The organism is Nonomuraea mesophila, assembly GCF_004352805.1.
Taxonomy (GTDB): Bacteria; Actinomycetota; Actinomycetes; order Streptosporangiales; family Streptosporangiaceae; genus Nonomuraea; species Nonomuraea longispora.
This window is the reverse complement of record NZ_SMLD01000119.1, coordinates 1-18,482: the sequence shown is the minus strand read 5'-3', so window position 1 is coordinate 18,482 and position 18,482 is coordinate 1. Positions and strand designations below refer to the sequence as shown.

Sequence of the window (18,482 nt, the reverse complement as noted above, 5' to 3'; positions counted from 1 at the left end):
CTTCAACTGCCACGATCAGGGTGAGGAGTGCTGGTTCGCCGGCATCGACGACCAGGAGTGCGGGGGCAGGTTCGCACGCTTCGTGTTCGAGGAGGCGTTCAGGTCTGGCGGAGCCGTACGCGTTGCACCGAGTGATCGGCGGCCTTCTTGAGCACGAGGTCGGCGCGGCCTCTGGTGGGGGCGATGTTCTCGACGAGGTTACGTTCGTTGATGTCGCGCCAGACGTTGACCGCGAACTCCGTGGCCTCGTCGTACGACAGTTCCGCGATGTGCCGGAAGTACGACTTCGGGTCCTCGAAGGCGGTCCGGCGGAGCTTGTGGAAACGTTCGACGTACCAGGTGCGGATGTACTCGACCTTGGCGTCGACGTAGATGGAGAAGTCGAAGTAGTCGTTGACGGCGAGGGAGGTGGGAGGGGCGGGCTGGAGGACGTTCAGGCCCTCGATGATCAAGATGTCCGGACTTTTCACGGTTTGGTGGGCGCCGGGGACGATGTCGTACTCGAGGTGGCTGTAGACGGGCGCCCGCGTCTCCGCGGCCCCGGCCTTGACCTCCGCCACGAACCTGACCAGCGCCCGCCGGTCATAGCTCTCAGGGAAGCCCTTGCGGTGCATGATGCCCTTCTGCTCGAGCACCGCGTTCGGGTAGAGGAAACTGTCGGTGGTGATCAGCTCCACGTGCATGTGCTCGGGCCAGCGGGCGAGAAGGGTGTGCAACAACCGCGCCGTCGTCGACTTGCCGACCGCGACGCTGCCTGCGATGCCCAGGATGTACGGCACGCGCTGTTCGTCACGCCCGAGGAAGGCGCTCAGCACGCTGCTGCGTTGTTTGGACCCGGTGAAGTGCAGGTTCAGCAGCCGGGTCAGCGGGAGGTAGATGTCGGTGACTTCGGTCAGGTCGATGGGGTCGTCGACGCCGCGCAGCTCTTCCAGCTCGTCTGCGGTGAGAGTCAAGGGCGTGTTCTTGCGGAGCTCGCTCCACTGCTCCCTGCTCAGTTCCACGTAGCCGTTGTTCACCTAGGCAGCGTAGCGATCGGCGAAAGAGCGGATCTTGGCGGGGCGCGGACCGGCTGTCCACAGGGTGTGGACAGCGGCCGCAGATCAGCGCCGAATCCGGTATGCGAAGGTTTGCCGGGGGTTACTGTTGCGGCGGGAGGCTTTCGTGGACCGTCGTCGTTTCATCACCAGCGTGATCGCCACAGCCGGAATCGCGGGCCCCTTCGCCGGGGTGGCCTGCGCGGGCGCTCAGGGAGGGGTGAAGCCGGTCCGCGCGTACGGGCCGCTGCGTTCCGCGCGGGACCTGCGTGACGGCAAGGTACGGCTGCACCTGCCCGACGGGTTCAGATACCGCTCGTTCAGCCCCGCGGGTGCGACGTTCAGCGACGGCTCGGCCGTGCCCGGCAGGCACGACGGCATGGCCGCCTTCGCCGGGCCGAGGGGCAGCGCCGTACTGGTCCGCAACCACGAGGTCAACGGCCCCGTCGGCGCGTTCGGCGACAAGGGCAGGGCCTACGACCCCATGGCAGGAGGCGGCACCTCGACGCTGCAGGTCACCCGCTACGGCGAGGTGATCAGAAGCGGTCCCTCGCTCAGCGGCACCATGATGAACTGCTCCGGCGGCCCCATGTCATGGGGCGCATGGGTGACGTGCGAGGAGACGGTCAACGGCCCCGACGTGGGCGACGACTTCTCCGGCGGCGACAACTCCAAGCTCACCCGCCCGCACGGCTACATCTTCGAGGTGCCGCTCCGGCACCCGGCCGACGCCCGGCCGATCAGGTCGGCCGGACGTTTCCCGCACGAGTCGGCGGCCTTCGACCCCTCCACGGGCGCGATCTACCTCACCGAGGACAACTTCGGCTTCCCGTCGGGCTTCTACCGCTATCTCCCGCCCAGGCACCCCGCCGTGGCCGGGCGCCTGCTCGACGGCGGCAGGTTGCAGATGCTCGCCGTCAAGGGTGCCAGGCACAAGGACCTGTCCACGGGCCAGGAGCCGGGCGTCTCCTACGCCGTCACGTGGGTGGACATCGACGACCCCGACCCCCGCTTCACGGGCACGCCCTCCAACGACGAGGCCGTCCAGGCCGTGGGCCGGCAGGGCAGGGAGGCCGGCGCGGCGATCTTCTCCCGGCTGGAGGGCGCGGTCTACCACCAGGGGACGGTCTACTTCGTCTCGACCCAGGGCGGGGCCACCGCGTCCGGCGACACCCCGCCCGACGGGTTCGGCAAGGGACGGGGACAGGTCTGGGCGTACGAGACGTGGAGCCACCGGCTCAAGCTCGCCTACGAGTCGCCGCGCTCGGAGGTGCTCGACCTGCCCGACAACGTGACGGTCAGCCGCCGCGGCACGCTGGTGTTGTGCGAGGACGGCGACGGCGCCAACTTCCTGCGCGGGCTCACCAGGTCGGGGGAGATCTTCGACTTCTGCCGTCTGGAGCCGATCCCCGGAGACGCCGGGGCCGAGTTCGCCGGCTCCACGTTCGGACCGGGCGGTCACACGCTCTACGTCAACGTCCAGGCCGAACACGGCATGTCGATCGCCATCTGGGGACCATGGGAGAAGGGGCTGTTCTAGGCTTGGTGCGGTGATCGTGGGCATCGGGGTGGACATCGTGGACATTTCCCGCTTCGAGGCGACGCTCCGCCGCACGCCGCGGTTGCGCGAGCGGTTGTTCACCGAGGCCGAGCGGCCGCTGCCGGTGCAGTCGCTGGCGGCCAGGTTCGCCGCCAAGGAGGCCGTGGCCAAGGCGCTCGGCGCTCCCCGAGGGCTGGGGCACCAGGAGGCGGAGGTCTGCTGCGACGACCTCGGCAAGCCCGAACTCGTGATCACCGGGCGGGCCGCGGAGGTGGCGCACGAGCTCGGGGTCAGACGCTGGCACCTGTCACTCAGCCATGACGCGGGCGTCGCCGTGGCTTACGTGATCGCGGAGGGATAACTTCGGATCATGCGCACCGCCTACACCGCCGAACAGATCCGTGGCGCCGAGCACGCGCTCATGGCCCTCCTGCCGGAGGGCACGCTGATGCAGCGGGCCGCGTGGGGGCTCGCCGCCGTCTGCGCCGACCTCCTCGGCCGCGTGTACGGCAAGCGCGTCGTGCTCCTCGTCGGCAGCGGCGACAACGGCGGCGACGCCCTCTACGCGGGCGAACGGCTGGCCCGGCGCGGGGCCCGGGTGGGCGCCGTGCCGGCCGGGTCCAAGATCCACGAGGCGGGCCTGTCGGCGTTCAGGCGGGCGGGCGGCCGGGTCGTCGACCGGGCGGCGATCGACGACGCGGACCTGATCATCGACGGGCTGGTCGGCATCGGGGCGGCGGGGGCGTTGCGGGAGCCGTACGCGGAGCTGGCGGTCCGGGCGAACGCCGCCCGCGGCGCGATCGTCGCGGTCGACGTGCCGAGCGGGGTCGACGCGAGCAGCGGCCAGGTGCCCGGCGCGGCCGTGCGGGCCAAGGCGACCGTGACGATGGGGGCGTACAAGACCGGGTTGCTCGTCGATCCCGGCGCGGCCTGCGCGGGCCGGGTCGAGCTGATCGACATCGGGCTCGGCGACCACCTGCCCGATCCCGACGTGGCGGCCCTGACCGGTGGCGACGTCGACCTGCTGCTGCCGCGGCCGGCCCACGAGTCGGACAAGTACCGCAGGGGAGTCGTGGGGATCGCGGCGGGCAGCGACCTGTACACCGGCGCCGCCGTGCTCGCCGTGGGCGGCGCGCTGCGCGCGGGCGCGGGCATGGTGCGCTACGCGGGGACGCACGCGCCGGTCGCGCAGGTGCGCAGGCACTGGCCGGAGGCGGTCGTCACCGAGCTGGACCGGCCCTCGATCGAGGGCGTCGGGCGGGTGCAGGCGTGGGTGCTCGGGCCGGGACTCGGCACCGACGACCGGGCGCACGAACTGGCGGCCAGGGTGCTGGCCTCCACCGTGCCCGTCCTGATCGACGCCGACGGGCTGACGCTGGTGGCCAGGGACCGGTCGTTGCTGCGCCGCGGCGCGCCCGTGCTCATCACCCCGCATGCGGGCGAGCTGGCGCGGCTGATCAGGGCCGAGCGCGACGACATCGAGGCGGCCCGGCTGGAGTACACCCGCAGGGCGGCGGCGGAGCTGGGCGTGACCGTGCTGCTCAAGGGCTCGACCACGGTGGTGGCGGAGGACGCGCGGCCGGTACGGGTCAACGTCACCGGCTCGCCGTGGCTGGCCACAGGAGGCACGGGCGACGTGCTGTCCGGGGTGGCGGGCTCGCTGCTCGCCCAGGGGCTGAGCTGCTACGACGCGGCGTCCTGCGGGGCCTACCTGCACGGGCTGGCCGGGCGGCTGGCCGCCCGCGGCGCGCCGCTGACGGCGGCCGACGTGGCCGGCGCCGTCCCCGAGGCCATCCGCGCGGTGAGCGGCGCCACGGCCTGAGCGTGCGACCCGGTGGCGAAAGTCTTCGCCGCCGAGGTCGGGAGGGGTGAAAATCGCGCTCGACCACGTACGTGACCTGCCACACTGGAAGGATGTACTCCCCGATGGCCACGCCCGCGCAGGCTCGGGTCGACCTGGCCGCGATCAGGCACAACGTGGCCCTGCTCAAGGAGCGGGCCGGCGGCGCGGAGCTGATGGGCGCCGTCAAGGCCGACGCCTACGGTCACGGCCTGGTGCCCGCGTCCGAGGCGGTCCTGGAGGGAGGCGCGAGCCGGCTCGGCACCGCGTTCGTCAGGGAGGCGCTCGCGCTGCGCGAGGCCGGCGTGACGGCGCCGATCCTGTCCTGGCTCGTCACCTCGGGAGAGCCGCTCGACGAGGCGCTGCGGGCCGACGTCGAGCTGTCGGCCTCCGACGAGGGCATGCTCGGCGAGATCGCCGCCGCCGCACGGCGCACCGGCCGCACCGCGAAGCTGCACCTGGAGGCCGACACCGGCATGAGCAGGGGCGGCTGCCCGGCCGCCGCCTGGCCGGCGCTGCTGGCGGGGGCGCTGCGGCTGCAGGCCGAGGGCGTCATCGAGATCGCCGGTCTCTGGTCCCACTTCGCCTGCGCCGACATCCCCGGCCATCCGTCGATCGCGCGGCAGCTGGAGGCGTTCGAGGCGGCGCTGAAGCTCGCCGAGCAGGCGGGCGCGGCCGGCTCTCACGTGATCAGGCACATCGCCAACTCCGCCGCCACCGTGACGCTGCCCGAGGCCCGCTACGACCTGGTCAGGCCCGGCATCGCCCTCTACGGCCTGAGCCCCGTGCCCGAGCTGGGCGACTTCGGCCTCAGGCAGGCCATGACGCTGGTGGCCCAGGCAGGGCTGGTCAAGCGGGTCCCCGAGGGCTCCGGAGTGTCCTACGCCCACCTCTACGTCACCGAGCGCGAGACGACGCTCGCCCTCGTGCCGCTCGGATACGCCGACGGCGTTCTGCGGCACGCGACGGGTGAGGCGGAGGTCCTCGCGGGCGGGCGGCGCAGGACGATCGCCGGCCGGGTGTGCATGGACCAGTTCATGATCGACATGGGCGACGACCCTCTGTCGGCCGGAGACGAGATCGTGCTGTTCGGGCCGGGCGACAGGGGCGAGCCGACCGCTCAGGAGTGGGCGGATACTCTCGGCACGATCACGCATGAGATCGTGACCAGGATCGGTTCGCGTGTGCCGCGGGTCTACCAGCACAGGGCCCGGGGCACCTCGCGGCGGGCATGAGCGGGAGAAGGGTCGGGGAGATGACGACGACAAGACGGCGCAGGGTAGGGATCGCCGGCGCGCTCGTCGGTGCGGCTTCCGCCGGTGTCGCGGCGGCGGCGCTGGCCAAGCGCTACGCGGTCGGCCGCATCAGGTTGCGCCCCGATGACGAGGCGAGCGAGCCGTTCGGCGAGTTGCGGGGCAGGGAGCGCACGCTCGTCACCTCCGACGGCAAGGCCCTGCACGTCGAGATCGACGGCCCCGACGACGCGCCGCTGACCGTCGTCTTCTGCCACGGCTACTGCCTCAGCCTGGAGTCCTGGCACTACCAGCGCAAGGACCTGCGGGAGAACTACCGGCTCGTGCTGTGGGACCAGCGCTCCCACGGCCGCTCGCAGCGCGGCGGCTCCGACGACAGCACGATCGACCGGCTGGGCGACGACCTGGCCGAGGTGATCGACGCCTACGTGCCCGGCCCCTGCGTGCTCGTGGGCCACTCCATGGGCGGCATGACGATCATGGCGCTGGCCGACCGCCATCCCGGGTTGTTCGGCGAGAAGATCCGCGCGGCCGCGCTCGTCGCGACCTCGGCGGGCAAGCTGGCCGAGATCACCCTCGGCCTGCCCGCGCTGCTGTCCAAGGTCGTGCACAAGATGGCCCCCACCACGGTGTCGTTGCTGGGCAAGCGCGGCGCGCTGGTCGACCGCACCCGCAACGTGGGCAGCGACATCGCCTTCCTCATCACCCGCTACATGGGCTTCGGTGACTCCAGGAACGTCAGCCCGACCCTGGTCGACTTCGCCGAGTCCATGATCAGGGCGACGCCGACCGAGGTGGTCGCCGACTTCTACCCCGCGCTGATGAACCACGACAAGCTCTCCGCGCTGCACGTGCTCGACCCGGTGCCCACCGCGATCCTGGTGGGCGACGGCGACTGGCTGACCCCGCCCGAGCACAGCAGGGCGATCGCGGCCGCGCTGCCCAAGGCGCAGCTCACCGAGGTGCCCGACACCTCCCACCTGATCCAGCTGGAGCGTCCGGGCATCGTCAACGACGCGCTGCGCGACCTGGTGAAGAGGGTGGAGCTCTAGTGCGGCTGGCCACCCCGGAGGACATGCGCGCCTACGGCGCCCGCCTGGCCGCGCGGCTGCGCCCCGGAGACCTGCTCGTCCTGTCAGGCCCGCTCGGCGCCGGCAAGACCACGCTCGTGCAGGGCATCGCGGAAGGGCTCAAAGTACGCGGCCCGATCACCTCGCCCACGTTCGTGATCGCCAGGGTGCACCCGTCGCTGCGCGGGGGGCCGCCGCTCGTCCACGTCGACGCCTACCGGCTGGGCGGCGACCTGGAGGTGGACGACCTCGACCTGGACGCCTCGCTGGAGGAGTCGGTCACCGTCGTCGAATGGGGTGAGGGGCTCGTGGAGGGCCTGGCCGACGACCGGCTGGAGATCCACATCGACCGCGAGGCGGGCGACGAGGCCCGCGTCGTGACCCTGCGCGGCGTGGGCGGGCGATGGGCCGACACGCCGTCTGAGCCGCCGGAAGAGTAAAACGGCGGTCAAGCTCCGGCAATACTGGCACCCTTGACGTACCCGGGCGATGATGGAAATCATGATCGTTGGCTAGGGTTCGCCCAGAATTTCTGGGTATCAGGAGGGGCGACGTCCATCTCTTTGGTGGATGCTGGGGTGCAAGACGGCAAAGTGGGGTGCGGCCGGTGCTCAGGGACAGGCGAGTCGCGTACGCGGGAGCCATCGTCATTCTCGGTCTGACCGGCTGCACAGCCTCGGCCGAAGCGGATCCGACAACGACACCCACCCCCACGGCGAGCGGCACCACCGCGGCCCCGACGGCCAGCGGCAGCCCGAGCGCCAGTGCGGCCAGGCAGACCATCTCGGTGCAGCTCAACCCCGACCGCGTCACCGCGGGCGAGACGTCCACGGTGTGGATCCTCGCCAACTGCCCGGTCCCGACCGGCGGGCCCGCCCACACCGGCACGGCCACGTCCAAGGCGTTCATCAACGGCGTCACGCTCAACCCGGTCCCCGCGGCGTCGGTCACCCCCACCCCGACCGCCTCGCCGGCCAACGGCTCGCCCTGGGTGCGCGGCGAGGCCCAGGTCTCCGGTACGGTCCGGCGCGGCAGCTACCGTGTCGACGTCAAGTGCGACGGCACCAACGACATGGGCAGGGCCACGCTCAGGGTCGTCAGGGCCGAGCCCGACGACGACCCGACCGGCGTGCCCACCAAGGCGCCCAAGGCGGGCGGCGGCGGCACGTACGCGAAGGACGCCGGCGACGAGTCGTCGATCCCGCTCGGCCCCGTCGGCGCGCTGATCGCACTGGCGCTGGCCGCAGGCGTCGGCATAGCGGTCAAGCGCCGTAAGGCATAGACCATGGCCCGTCCAGGACGGGTGGTGCTCGCGGGCGCCGTGACGGGACTGCTGCTGGTCGCGTTCGGCAACAACCTCAAGACCGGCACCACCCCCGCGAAAGCCGTCGTCCCGGAGAGCATCGACATCCCGTCGATCGACGTCGAGGCCCCGCTGATGGAGCTCGACCTGCTGAAGAACGGCGAGGTCGAGCTGCCGCCCTACGAGAAGCCCAAGATGGCCGGCTGGTTCACCGGCAGCGCCGTGCCGGGGGAGAAGGGCGCCTCGGTCATCATCGGCCACGTCGACACCAAGACGGAGCCCGCCGTGTTCTACAAGCTGCGGAACTTACGCAAGGGCGAGACCGTCAAGGTGGAACGCAGCGACGGCAAGACGGTGACGTTCAAGGTGGACGGCGTCGAGCAGGTGCACAAGGACAAGTTCCCCGCCAAGCGGGTCTACGTCGAGGACGGCCTGAAGCTGGTCACCTGCGGCGGAAAATTCGACTACGCCAAGGGCGAATACCTGGACAACATCATCGTGTACGCGTCCCCCGCCTGAAACCGGTTGCGCCCTCCGGGATGATGAAGACATGAACGCGGAGAGCAACCCGCCCGCGTCCGGCGTCCGGGTGCCATGGCACGACGTGCACCCGCCGGTGCGCGCGGCGGTCGAACGGTTCCTCGGCGGGCCCGTGGCCGAGGCGACGACGCAGCCCGGCGGCTTCTCGCCGGCCGCCGCCGTACGCCTGCGCACCGAAGGCGGCAGGCGGGCGTTCGTCAAGGCCGTCGGCCCCGAGCCGAACGCCGATTCCGTACGCATCTACCAGGACGAGCTGAGGATCACCGCCGCGCTCCCCGCGGACGTGCCCGCCCCCCGCCTGCTGACGGGCATCGAGCTGGACGGCTGGGTGGCGCTGGTCTTCGAGGACGTCGACGGCGCGCATCCCGAGCTGCCGTGGCGGCGCGACCAGCTCGACCGGGTGCTGGCCGCCCTCGACGAGCTGTCGGCCGCGCTCACCCCCTCCCCGATCGACCTGCCGCGGATCGGCACCACGTTCGGCTCGTCGTTCGACGGGTGGCGCAGGCTGCTCGGCGAGGACACGACCGGCCTCGACCCGTGGGCGCTGCGCCACCTCGACGCGCTGGCCGGGCTGGAGTCGGGCTGGGTCGCCGCCGCGGCGGGAAACACCCTGGTCCACGCCGACGTGCGGGCCGACAACATCCTGCTCACCGACGACCGGGTCCACTTCGTCGACTGGCCGTGGGCCTGCCTGGGCGTGCCCTGGTTCGACCGGGTGGGCCTGCTGCCGTCGGTCGGGATGCAGGGCGGGCCGCCCCCGTACGAGCTGTTCACCGATCCCGATCCCGCCGTCACCGCGGTGGTCGCGGCCGTGGCCGGCTACCTCGTCCGTCACGGCCGGCTGCCCGGCCCGCCGGGCCTGCCCACGGTCAGGGCGTTCCAGCGGGCGCAGGGCGTGGTGGCGCTCGACTGGCTGCGGCGGCGTACGGGCTGGGCCTGACGGCCCTCCCACGGCCCTGTGGGGGCGTACGGGCTTGTGCCGGCTTACGGCCGGGAGAGACCCTGGCGGCGGGTACGCTAAACAGTCGTGCTGGTCCTGGCCTTTGATACCGCGACACCCGCCGTCACCGCCGCCCTCCACGACGGGGAGCGGGTGCTCGCCGAGTCGACGACGATCGACGCCCGGCGCCATGGTGAGCTGCTCGCCCCCGCCGTCCAACGGGTCCTGGCCGAGTCGGGAGTCTCGGTGCGCGACGTCACGGCCGTCGTGGCGGGCAGCGGTCCCGGGCCCTACACCGGGCTGCGGGTCGGCCTGATGACCGCGCAGGGGTTGTCCACCACGCTGGGCGTGCCCTCCTACGGCGTGTGCACGCTCGACGCGCTCGCCTTCGGCAGCGGTCTGTCGGAGCCGTTCCTGGTGGCCACCGACGCGCGGCGCAAAGAGGTGTTCTGGGCGCGCTATGCCGACCTGCGCACCCGGGTCGAGGGGCCGTTCGTCAACCGGCCCGCCGAGGTGCCGGTGGAGGGGCTGCCGGTCGTGGGAGCCGGTGCCGCGCTTTATCCCGACATATTGGGAGAGCTGAGTGGCGAGTCCCCCTACCCGAGCGCCGGGGCGCTGGCCGCGCTCGCGGCCGAGCGGCTCACCGAGGGCGTCCCGCTCGACCCGCCCCGCCCGATCTACCTGCGCAGGCCCGACGCCGTGGTGCCGGGCGCGCCGAAGAGGGTGACGGCGTGAGGCTCAGGCTGATGACCGAGGCCGACCTGCCGGCGGTCATGGCGATCGAACAGGCCACGTTCCCGCTCGACGCCTGGAGCGAGGGCATGATGCGCGGCGAACTGGCCGACATGCCGCGCTCGCGCCACTACGTGGTGGCCCTGGTCGACGACGAGATCGTGGCCTACGCCGGGCTCGCCGCCGCGGCCGACCAGGCCGACGTCCAGACCATCGCCGTGCTGGAGAAACACCAGGGCACCGGCGTCGGCAGCGCGATGCTCACCGAACTGCTGGCCGAGGCCCACCGCAGGGGAGCGCGCGAGATCTTCCTCGAAGTACGCGCCGACAACGCACGCGCGCAGACGGTTTACCGGCACTTCGGGTTCGAGGAGATCGGCACCCGCCGCCGCTACTACGACGACGGCACCGACGCGATCATGATGAGAAGGAAGCTTGATGGCTGACGAACCGCTGGTCCTGGGGATCGAGACCTCTTGCGACGAGACCGGCATCGGCATCGTCAGAGGCCACACCCTGCTGGCCAACACCATCGCCTCCAGCATGGACGAGCACGCGAGGTTCGGCGGCGTGGTGCCCGAGGTCGCCTCGCGCGCCCACCTGGAGGCCATGACGCCGACCGTGGAGGCGGCGCTGTCAGAGGCCGGGCTCGCGTTCTCCGACATCGACGCCGTCGCCGTGACCGCCGGCCCGGGGCTCGCCGGCGCGCTGCTGGTCGGGGTCGCCGCGGCCAAGTCCTACGCGCTCGGCCTCGGCGTGCCCCTCTACGGCGTCAACCACCTGGCCGCCCACGTCGCCGTCGACCAGCTGGAGCACGGGCCGCTGCCCAAGCCGTGCGTCGCGATGCTCGTCTCGGGCGGCCACTCGTCGCTGCTGCTCGTGCCCGACGTCGCCGAAGACGTGATCTCGCTCGGCTCCACCGTGGACGACGCGGCCGGTGAGGCGTTCGACAAGGTGGCGCGCGTGCTGGGGCTGCCCTTCCCCGGCGGGCCGCACATCGACAGGGCCGCCCGCGAGGGCTCCGGCGAGGCGATCGCCTTCCCCCGCGGCAAGCTCGACGACGGCACGCTCGACTTCTCCTTCTCCGGGCTCAAGACGGCCGTGGCGCGCTGGGTCGAGGCCCGCGAGGCGTCAGGGCAGGCCGTGCACGTGCCCGACGTGGCCGCCTCGTTCCAGGAGGCCGTGGTCGACGTACTGACCCGCAAGGCGCTGCAGGCGTGCCGGAAATATGGGGTGGACGACCTGCTGATCGGCGGCGGTGTGGCGGCCAACTCCCGGCTGCGCGCGCTGGCGCGGGAGCGGTGCGAGGCGGCCGGCGTGCGCCTGCGGGTGCCGCGGCCGGGGCTCTGCACCGACAACGGCGCCATGGTCGCGGCCCTCGGGTCCGACCTGGTCGCGGCCGGAGTCACGCCTTCGACCCTGGAGATCCCGGCCGACTCCTCGCTGCCGATCACGACGGTGCACGTCTGAGAGCCGACTCCCGGATCAGAGCGTGGACAGGACGCGGGCGAACGCGGCGTAGGTCGGCGTGCCAGGCTGTCGATCCAGCACGGCGAAGCGAACGTGGTCGAAACGGTTGCGCGTGACCAGCGCCCGGCCGAACGTGTCGGCGACCAGCCGGGGCTCGTTGCCGAACACCCCGCACCCCCACGCTCCGAGCACCAGCCGGCGGTGGCCATGGGCCTGCGCCACGTCGAGCACACGAACCGTCCGTTGCCACAGCGCGGCCGGTATGCTGCCCGCGACCTGCGGCTGGTTGCGCGCGATGGCCCGTGCGTTGGGCGCGGCCGCGGTCAGGAACGCCACGCGGTACGGCTCGTCGAGCAGTCGGCCCTTGTCGTCGCGGAAGACCGGCACACCGGGTGAATAGATGATCCGGTCGCTGTAGCGCAGGTCGCCTTGGGCGCGGTGGTAGGCGTAGAACAGCGGGACAGCGGTGAGGCAGGCGTACAGCGCCGATGCCCTGGCCAGGCTCTCCTCCTGCGCCTGGGCGCCGTTGAGGAACCCGCCGCCGGGGTTCTTGGCCGAGGCGAAGACCAGGCAGGCCACATCGCCGCCGTCGCCCGCCATGGCCCGGGCCGCCTGCAGGGCGGACTCATTCGTGACCTCGATGCGAGGACCCGGCATCTCCTGCTCGGCCTCCGCATCGCACAGGGCCGTGTCCAGGTCGTCCTCGGGAAGGTGAAGCCGGGTGCCCGCGACAGCCTGGGCGACGTCGTCGGCGAGAGACACCCACTGGCCACCTGGCGAGGTGTAACCCCCGTGTTCGACGATAGCGACCGTGTCCTGTGCGATCGCGCGTAGTCGGGTACTCATGATCCGCATGGTGACATCGAGACGATCCCCGTCGCGAGGGATTTATCCCGGGGTGAACCGCGCCGATCTCCGGAGGGGCCGTACGTGGGGCGCGGGCAGGCCGGAGCACGCCCGCGCGAGCGGTCAGTCTTTCGCCCTGGTCGGGCGTAGCAGGGCCTCGGCCAGCGCCAGCATGGTCTCCTCCAGGGCCCCGAGCCGCTTGTTGAGGTCGTCGGCGGCGGGCCGGACGATGCCGGTGACCGTCTCGGTCAGCTCGTCGCGGTCGGGACGGGTGCGGACCAGCTCGGTCAGCGCACTGGCGGCGTCGGCGAGGCGCTCGGCCTGGTCGCCGGTCTGCGAGCGGATCAGCTCGCCGACCCGCTCGGGGATGGCCTCGGGCAACTGCCCGACGCGCCGGCTGACCGACTCGATGCGGTCGTCGACGGCCTCCAGGTGCTCGCTGGCCTGTGCGGCGCGGGTGGCCAGGCCGTTGACGTGGGTGTCGAGGACGTTGAAGCGGCTGTCGAGCCCTCCGAGGTGGCCGTCGATGGCGTCGAAGCGGCTGCTCAGGTGCTCTTCGGCCTCGCCGAGACGCTCGTCGATGGCGTCGACCTGACTGTCGAGCCGGTTGAAGCGGCCCTCGGTGCGGGTGGTGCTCTCGCCGACGCGCTGCTCGGTGGTGGCCATGCGCTCGTCGAGCGTGGTGAAACGGGCGTCGACGCGTACGTCGAGCGCGTCGAAGCGGTCGTCGTGGCGGCCCAGGTGGCCGTCGAGGACGCCCAGGCGCTTGTCGACCCCGCCGAGCCGGCCGTCCACCGACGTGAGGTGCTTGTCGAGGCCGCCCAGCCGGGTGTCGATGCCGTCGACCCTGGTGTCGATGTCGGCCAGGCTCTCGCCGGCGGACTCCAGCCGGCCGCCGAAGTCGGTGACCTTGGCGTCGAGGCCGGACAGCGTGCTCTCGGCCCGCTCGAGCCGGGCGTCGACGCCGCCGAGCCGGGCGAACAGGCGCTGCTCGCTCTCGCCGAGCTGCACGGCGAGATGGCGGTCGGTCTCGTCGAGCCTCGCGGTGAGCCGCTGCTCGACGTCGGACAGGCGGCCGGTGAACTGGTCGTCGGCCTCCTTGAGCCGGATGGCGAGCCGCTCGTCGGCCTCGACGAGGCTGCGGGCCAGCCGCTGGTCTGTCTCGTCGAGGCGGGCGGTCAGGCGCCGGTCGGTGCCCTCCAGGCGCACGGTGAGCCGCTCGTCGGTCTCGTCGAGCCGGGTGGTGAGGTGTTTGCCGGCCTCGTCGAGGCGGGCGGTCAGGCGCTGGTCGCTCTCGTCGAGCCGGGCCGTCACGCGCTGCTCGACGGCGTCGAGGCCGGCTCTCAGCTGCTCGGCCGAGTCGGCGACGCCCTCGGACAGGTCGCCGATCACGCCCTCGACGCGGTCGGTGCGGGTGGCCAGGTCGGCCATCGACCGGTCGAGCCGGGTGAAGCGGCCGGCGGCGGCCTCCATGCTGGTGCTGAGCGTGGTCAGCCGGGCGGCGAAGTCGGACATGCCCTTGGTGATGCCGTCGGCGGTGTCGAGCACCGCCTTCAGGCGGTCGAGCGCCTCGTCGACGCCCTCGCCCACGGTGCCGACGTCGGCCCGGAGGGTGGGCAGCTCGGCCACGGGGGCGATGCGGGCGTCCACGCCGCCCACCCGTTCGCCGACGGCGTCGACGTGGTCGCGGACCGCCTCCACGTGCTGCGCCAGGCCCTCGGCCCACATCGGCGGCTTGGCGGTGATGTCGTCGAGGCGCCCGTTGACCGCCTCCAGCGTGCCGCTCAGCCCGCCGAGCTCGCGCTCGCGCACCTCGCGCAGGAGCCACTCCATGCCCTCCAGGCGCTGGCGGATCTCGTCGAGCATGGCGCCCTGCGTGCGCTGCTCGTAGACGTGATCCTGGGAGGCGCGCTGCAGCAGGTCTCGCATTCTCTCGGAGATGGCCAGATGGCCGCCTGCCTGAAGAAGGGTGGTGTGGTTGGAATGATCCACCGAAAGCTCCTTCGCTCGCCGACGGTCTGCCGCGCAGCGGTGGGGTAGGTCCGGTTTGCAGATGAAAGAGCGAGAACACGGTTAACCGCAGTGGGGGAGAACTCCCGCCCGCCCACCTTAGCCTTTTGATCAAGGTACGTCAGCGGCGAATTCAAAGATCGATCGAAACCGAAGAATGCCCGAAATGCCAGCTCAGATGGGGGATGGCTGGTTACAGATGATGGCCGATGGTTTATCGGCAATGCGCGTCAGGATGACGACCGCGGATTCATCCCCTTTGAGCCGCAGATCGCTGCGCAGGCGTTCGATGTCGACGGCGGAGGCGCGCTTCTTGATAGTGACATTTCCGATTTTCCGCTCTCGGAGTGCGGCGCGTAGTTTCTTCAGAGAGAACGGAAGTACGTCGTCTATCTCGTATCTCGTGGCCCATGGGGTGTCCACGGGAGCGTCGCCCGTGATGTACGCGATCATCGGATCGAGCAGGCGGCCGGCGACCAGCTCGGCCACCTCGCCCACGAGGTGCGCCCGGATGGCCGCGCCGTCGGGCTCGTAGACGTAGCGGCCGGCCGGGCCCGTGTCGGCCTCCACGCCGGTGGCGGCAAGGGTGTGGCCGCCCGGCAGGCGCGTGGCCCGCCTGCCCGCCTCGCGGGCCGCGCCGGTCCAGAGCGTCGCCTCCTTCACCTCGCCCTTGAAGGACACCCACTCGGCCTCGGCCTCCGGGGGGATGAACGTGTAGGGGATGCCGGGGGCGACCTTGAGGCAGGCCGTACGGGCTCTGGAGACGAGGCCGAGCACCACGGGCCAGGGCGGCGAGTAGGCCATGGGGTCGAACGTGCGGCCCCTGCTCGTACGCCGTGCAGGATCGGCGAAGAGCACGTCGTAACGCTCCGGTTCGACGGCGGCCGCGTCGGCCACGCTCACCGTCACCCGGTCGGCCAGCCCGAGCGCCTCGGCGTTGGCCCTGGCCACGGCGGCGGTCAGCGGATCGGTGTCGACGGCCTCCACGGTGCAGCCCGCGCGGGCCAGCGCCAGCAGGTCGCCGCCGATGCCGCAGCAGGCGTCCACGACCTCGGGCGAGGGGGATCCAGCGGCGATCAGCCGGGTGGCGCGGTGCCCGGCGACCTCCGTCCTGGTGGACTGCTCCAGGCCGTGCGGCGTGAAGTACATCAACCGGGCGTCTTCGCCGAACTTGGCCGTGGCGCGCTCCCTGAGAGCCGCCTGGGTGAGCGCCGCCGAGGTGAGCGCCGCGTCGTACGTCCTGCGCAGTCTCGTGGCGGCGGCCACCGGGTCGGCGCCGGCGAGCTCACCGGCCTCCGCCAGCGCCCGCCGCCCGCGCGGGGTCAGCAGCTCGTCGAAGGCGTCGAGGTCCACGTCGCACGACGTTAGCGGCACGGCGCGGCGGCGCGACACGGGCTCGCGAATCGCGCGGCCGGACACGTGGCCGGAGAAACTTCGCGAAGTCCTGTATGACCAGCCATTACCCTGGTAGAGGACGGTCGCGGGCCCTGTGATCGCTCTCAGCAGACGCGTTCGTGTTGACTGTCAAGCCCCTCTTGCATATGTTTCCTGTTGGCACTCTCCCCTTGAGAGTGCCAACGTGCGACGAGGCAGGTCTGACACCCGCGACGGCAGGCCCAGCTGGTCGCCTCTTCTAGATCATTCAAATCTGAAGGGGAGGTCCGATCGTGACGACCGCCACCAAGGTTCCCGTTAAGCCGCTCGGCGACCGCATTGTGGTCCAGCCGCTTGAGGCCGAGCAGACCACCGCTTCCGGCCTGGTCATCCCGGACACCGCAAAGGAGAAGCCGCAGGAGGGCAAGGTCCTCGCGGTGGGCCCCGGCAACTGGGACGAGGACGGCGACAAGCGGATTCCGCTCGACGTCTCCGAGGGCGACATCGTCCTCTACAGCAAGTACGGCGGCACCGAGGTCAAGTACGGCGGCGAGGAGTACCTCGTGCTCTCCGCCCGCGACGTTCTCGCGATCATCGAGAAGTAAGCCGGTGTGTCGAGCCCCGGGCGCTCCAAGGGGCGACCGGGGCTTTCGACGCTAGGAGAGGACTTTCAGCTATGGCGAAGATCCTGACGTTCGACGAGGACGCGCGCCGCTCACTCGAGCGTGGCGTGAACGCCCTCGCGGACGCCGTGAAGGTGACCCTTGGCCCGCGTGGCCGCAACGTCGTCATCGACAAGAAGTTCGGTGCGCCGACGATCACGAACGACGGTGTGACCATCGCTCGTGAGGTCGAGCTGGAGGAGCGCTACGAGAACCTCGGCGCCCAGCTGGCCAAGGAAGTTGCCACCAAGACCAACGACATCGCCGGTGACGGCACCACCACCGCCACCGTGCTGGCCCAGGCCATGGTCCGCGAGGGCCTGCGCAACGTGGCGGCCGGCGCCTCGCCGCTGTCGCTCAAGCGCGGCATCGACAAGGCGGCCAAGGCGATCAGCGACAAGCTGCTCGCCACCGCCCGGCCGGTCGAGGACAAGAAGGAGATCGCCAACGTTGCGACGATCTCCGCCCAGGACGCGCAGATCGGCAACCTGATCGCCGAGGCGTTCGACAAGGTGGGCAAGGACGGTGTGCTCACCGTCGAAGAGTCCAACGCCATGGGCATGGAGCTCGAGTTCACCGAGGGCATGCAGTTCGACAAGGGTTACCTGTCGGCCTACATGGTGACCGACCCCGAGCGGATGGAGTCCGTCCTCGAGGACGCCTACATCCTGCTCACCCAGGGCAAGATCGCCTCCATCGCGGACTTCCTGCCGCTGCTGGAGAAGATCGCCCAGACGAAGAAGCCGCTGCTCGTGGTCGCCGAGGACGTCGAGGGCGAGGCCCTGGCCGTCCTGGTCACCAACAAGATCCGCGGCACCTTCACCTCCGTGGCCGTCAAGGCCCCGGGCTTCGGCGACCGCCGCAAGGCGATGCTGCAGGACATGGCCATCCTCACCGGCGGCCAGGTCGTCAGCGAGGAGATCGGCCTCAAGCTGGAGCACGTCGGTCTCGAGGTGCTCGGCCAGGCCCGCCGCATCGTGGTGACGAAGGACAACACCACCATCGTCGACGGCGCCGGTGACGCGCAGGCCATCGAGGACCGCGTCAAGGAGATCAAGATTGCCATCGAGCAGTCCGACTCCGACTGGGACCGCGAGAAGCTGCAGGAGCGCCTGGCCAAGCTCGCCGGCGGTGTGTGCGTGCTGCGTGTCGGTGCCGCCACCGAGGTCGAGCTGAAGGAGAAGAAGCACCGCCTCGAGGACGCGATCTCCGCGACGCGCGCCGCGATCGAGGAGGGCATCGTCTCCGGCGGTGGCACCGCCCTGATCCACGTCGCCAAGGGGCTCGACGACCTCGAGCTGACCGGCGACGAGGCCACCGGCGTCGCCATCGTGCGCCGCGCGCTGGTCGAGCCGGCCCGCTGGATCGCCGAGAACGCCGGTCTCGAGGGTTACGTCGTGACCCACAAGATCGCCGAGCTGGAGGCCGGTCACGGCCTCAACGCCGCGACGGGCGAATACGGCGACCTGCTCGCGCAGGGCGTCATCGACCCCGTCAAGGTGACCCGGTCGGCGGTGCAGAACGCGGCTTCGATCGCGGGCATGCTCCTCACGACCGAGGCGCTCGTGGTGGACAAGCCCGAGGAGGAGGCCCCGGCCGATGGCCAGGGTCACGGTCACGGCCACGGCCACTGACCGCTTCTCCCGCCTCACGTCACGGCCCGCATCCCCATAGGGGAGTGCGGGCCGTTCGGCGTTCCAGGGGTGCGGCCGTGCGGCGCTCTGGTGCGCGGGGGCGCACGACACCCCGGCCGCCGACCCTGGGGCAGGGCCCTCCGGCTCGCGGGGCACCACCGGCACGCTCGTGGCCTTGTGGCGCTGGCGGCTCCGTGGGTGGGGTCGTGGCCTTGTGGGGGTGGCGGCCTGGCG

General features: G+C 71.4%; 18 protein-coding genes. 14 read left to right on the top strand and 4 right to left on the bottom strand.

Annotated elements, in window-relative coordinates; translation table 11 throughout:
• Positions 1-98 precede the first annotated feature (98 nt).
• On the bottom strand, positions 99-1,001 hold the full coding sequence (gene coaA, locus E1295_RS33545) for a type I pantothenate kinase (RefSeq protein WP_132636810.1): 903 nt from the start codon (positions 999-1,001) through the stop codon (positions 99-101).
• A gap of 160 nt (positions 1,002-1,161) precedes the next feature.
• Here coaA and E1295_RS33540 point away from each other — a divergent pair, with 160 nt between their 5' ends.
• From E1295_RS33540 to tsaD, 12 genes are all read left to right on the top strand, one after another.
• Positions 1,162-2,574, top strand: coding sequence for an alkaline phosphatase PhoX (locus tag E1295_RS33540; protein ID WP_132636776.1), 1,413 nt, complete (start codon positions 1,162-1,164; stop codon positions 2,572-2,574).
• Positions 2,575-2,584: 10 nt separating this feature from the next.
• Positions 2,585-2,935 carry a holo-ACP synthase gene (locus E1295_RS33535; protein WP_132636774.1) on the top strand — a complete coding sequence of 117 codons (351 nt, stop codon included), beginning with the start codon at positions 2,585-2,587 and terminating at the stop codon, positions 2,933-2,935.
• Between the two features lie 9 nt (positions 2,936-2,944).
• Complete coding sequence (locus E1295_RS33530) at positions 2,945-4,396, top strand: NAD(P)H-hydrate dehydratase (protein ID WP_132636772.1); 1,452 nt, start codon at positions 2,945-2,947, stop codon at positions 4,394-4,396.
• Positions 4,397-4,500: 104 nt separating this feature from the next.
• A complete protein-coding gene (gene alr / locus E1295_RS33525; protein ID WP_132636808.1) occupies positions 4,501-5,649 on the top strand; it encodes an alanine racemase in 1,149 nt (382 codons plus the stop codon).
• Positions 5,650-5,669: 20 nt separating this feature from the next.
• The gene (locus E1295_RS33520; protein WP_132636770.1) at positions 5,670-6,719 is read left to right on the top strand and encodes an alpha/beta fold hydrolase; all 1,050 of its coding nucleotides are present in this window, start codon (positions 5,670-5,672) and stop codon (positions 6,717-6,719) included.
• Entirely contained in the window at positions 6,719-7,177 is a 459-nt protein-coding gene (gene tsaE / locus E1295_RS33515; protein ID WP_281284786.1) for a tRNA (adenosine(37)-N6)-threonylcarbamoyltransferase complex ATPase subunit type 1 TsaE, read from the top strand. Before E1295_RS33520 ends, tsaE begins: the two co-directional genes overlap by 1 nt.
• 167 nt (positions 7,178-7,344) lie before the next feature.
• Positions 7,345-8,019 (top strand): hypothetical protein, encoded by a 675-nt coding sequence (locus E1295_RS33510; protein WP_132636768.1) that lies wholly within the window; start codon positions 7,345-7,347, stop codon positions 8,017-8,019.
• Positions 8,020-8,022: 3 nt separating this feature from the next.
• Positions 8,023-8,559 (top strand): class F sortase, encoded by a 537-nt coding sequence (locus tag E1295_RS33505; protein WP_166427526.1) that lies wholly within the window; start codon positions 8,023-8,025, stop codon positions 8,557-8,559.
• 31 nt (positions 8,560-8,590) lie between these two features.
• A complete protein-coding gene (locus tag E1295_RS33500) occupies positions 8,591-9,520 on the top strand; it encodes an aminoglycoside phosphotransferase family protein (protein ID WP_132636766.1) in 930 nt (309 codons plus the stop codon).
• An 87-nt stretch (positions 9,521-9,607) separates the two neighbouring features.
• A complete protein-coding gene (gene tsaB / locus E1295_RS33495) occupies positions 9,608-10,255 on the top strand; it encodes a tRNA (adenosine(37)-N6)-threonylcarbamoyltransferase complex dimerization subunit type 1 TsaB (protein ID WP_132636764.1) in 648 nt (215 codons plus the stop codon).
• Between the two features lie 11 nt (positions 10,256-10,266).
• On the top strand, positions 10,267-10,698 hold the full coding sequence (gene rimI, locus E1295_RS33490; protein WP_132636802.1) for a ribosomal protein S18-alanine N-acetyltransferase: 432 nt from the start codon (positions 10,267-10,269) through the stop codon (positions 10,696-10,698).
• Positions 10,691-11,722 carry a tRNA (adenosine(37)-N6)-threonylcarbamoyltransferase complex transferase subunit TsaD gene (tsaD, locus tag E1295_RS33485; RefSeq protein WP_132636762.1) on the top strand — a complete coding sequence of 344 codons (1,032 nt, stop codon included), beginning with the start codon at positions 10,691-10,693 and terminating at the stop codon, positions 11,720-11,722. Before rimI ends, tsaD begins: the two co-directional genes overlap by 8 nt.
• Before the next feature lie 15 nt (positions 11,723-11,737).
• Here the strand turns inward: tsaD and E1295_RS33480 are convergent, their stop codons facing one another.
• The 3 genes from E1295_RS33480 to E1295_RS33470 form a co-directional block, all read right to left on the bottom strand.
• Positions 11,738-12,568 (bottom strand): TIGR02452 family protein, encoded by an 831-nt coding sequence (locus E1295_RS33480; RefSeq protein WP_132636760.1) that lies wholly within the window; start codon positions 12,566-12,568, stop codon positions 11,738-11,740.
• A 123-nt stretch (positions 12,569-12,691) separates the two neighbouring features.
• Entirely contained in the window at positions 12,692-14,560 is a 1,869-nt protein-coding gene (locus E1295_RS33475) for an apolipoprotein A1/A4/E domain-containing protein (RefSeq protein ID WP_132636758.1), read from the bottom strand.
• Between the two features lie 192 nt (positions 14,561-14,752).
• A complete protein-coding gene (locus tag E1295_RS33470) occupies positions 14,753-15,931 on the bottom strand; it encodes a class I SAM-dependent methyltransferase (RefSeq protein ID WP_132636756.1) in 1,179 nt (392 codons plus the stop codon).
• A 314-nt stretch (positions 15,932-16,245) separates the two neighbouring features.
• Between E1295_RS33470 and groES the strand changes: the two genes are divergently transcribed.
• Entirely contained in the window at positions 16,246-16,557 is a 312-nt protein-coding gene (gene groES, locus E1295_RS33465) for a co-chaperone GroES (protein WP_043623565.1), read from the top strand.
• Between the two features lie 71 nt (positions 16,558-16,628).
• Complete coding sequence (groL, locus tag E1295_RS33460) at positions 16,629-18,248, top strand: chaperonin GroEL (RefSeq protein WP_132636754.1); 1,620 nt, start codon at positions 16,629-16,631, stop codon at positions 18,246-18,248.
• The last annotated feature ends 234 nt before the right edge of the window (positions 18,249-18,482 follow it).

Bases quoted from the DNA above. Each gene is read 5' to 3' on its own strand.
- tsaD (WP_132636762.1), top strand. From the start codon at position 10,691: ATGGCTGACGAACCGCTGGTCCTGGGGATCGAGACCTCTTGCGACGAG.
- E1295_RS33480 (WP_132636760.1), bottom strand. From the start codon at position 12,568: ATGAGTACCCGACTACGCGCGATCGCACAGGACACGGTCGCTATCGTC.
- E1295_RS33500 (WP_132636766.1), top strand. From the start codon at position 8,591: ATGAACGCGGAGAGCAACCCGCCCGCGTCCGGCGTCCGGGTGCCATGG.
- alr (WP_132636808.1), top strand. From the start codon at position 4,501: ATGGCCACGCCCGCGCAGGCTCGGGTCGACCTGGCCGCGATCAGGCAC.
- E1295_RS33520 (WP_132636770.1), top strand. From the start codon at position 5,670: ATGACGACGACAAGACGGCGCAGGGTAGGGATCGCCGGCGCGCTCGTC.
- rimI (WP_132636802.1), top strand. From the start codon at position 10,267: ATGACCGAGGCCGACCTGCCGGCGGTCATGGCGATCGAACAGGCCACG.
- groL (WP_132636754.1), top strand. From the start codon at position 16,629: ATGGCGAAGATCCTGACGTTCGACGAGGACGCGCGCCGCTCACTCGAG.
- E1295_RS33505 (WP_166427526.1), top strand. From the start codon at position 8,023: ATGGCCCGTCCAGGACGGGTGGTGCTCGCGGGCGCCGTGACGGGACTG.
- E1295_RS33530 (WP_132636772.1), top strand. From the start codon at position 2,945: ATGCGCACCGCCTACACCGCCGAACAGATCCGTGGCGCCGAGCACGCG.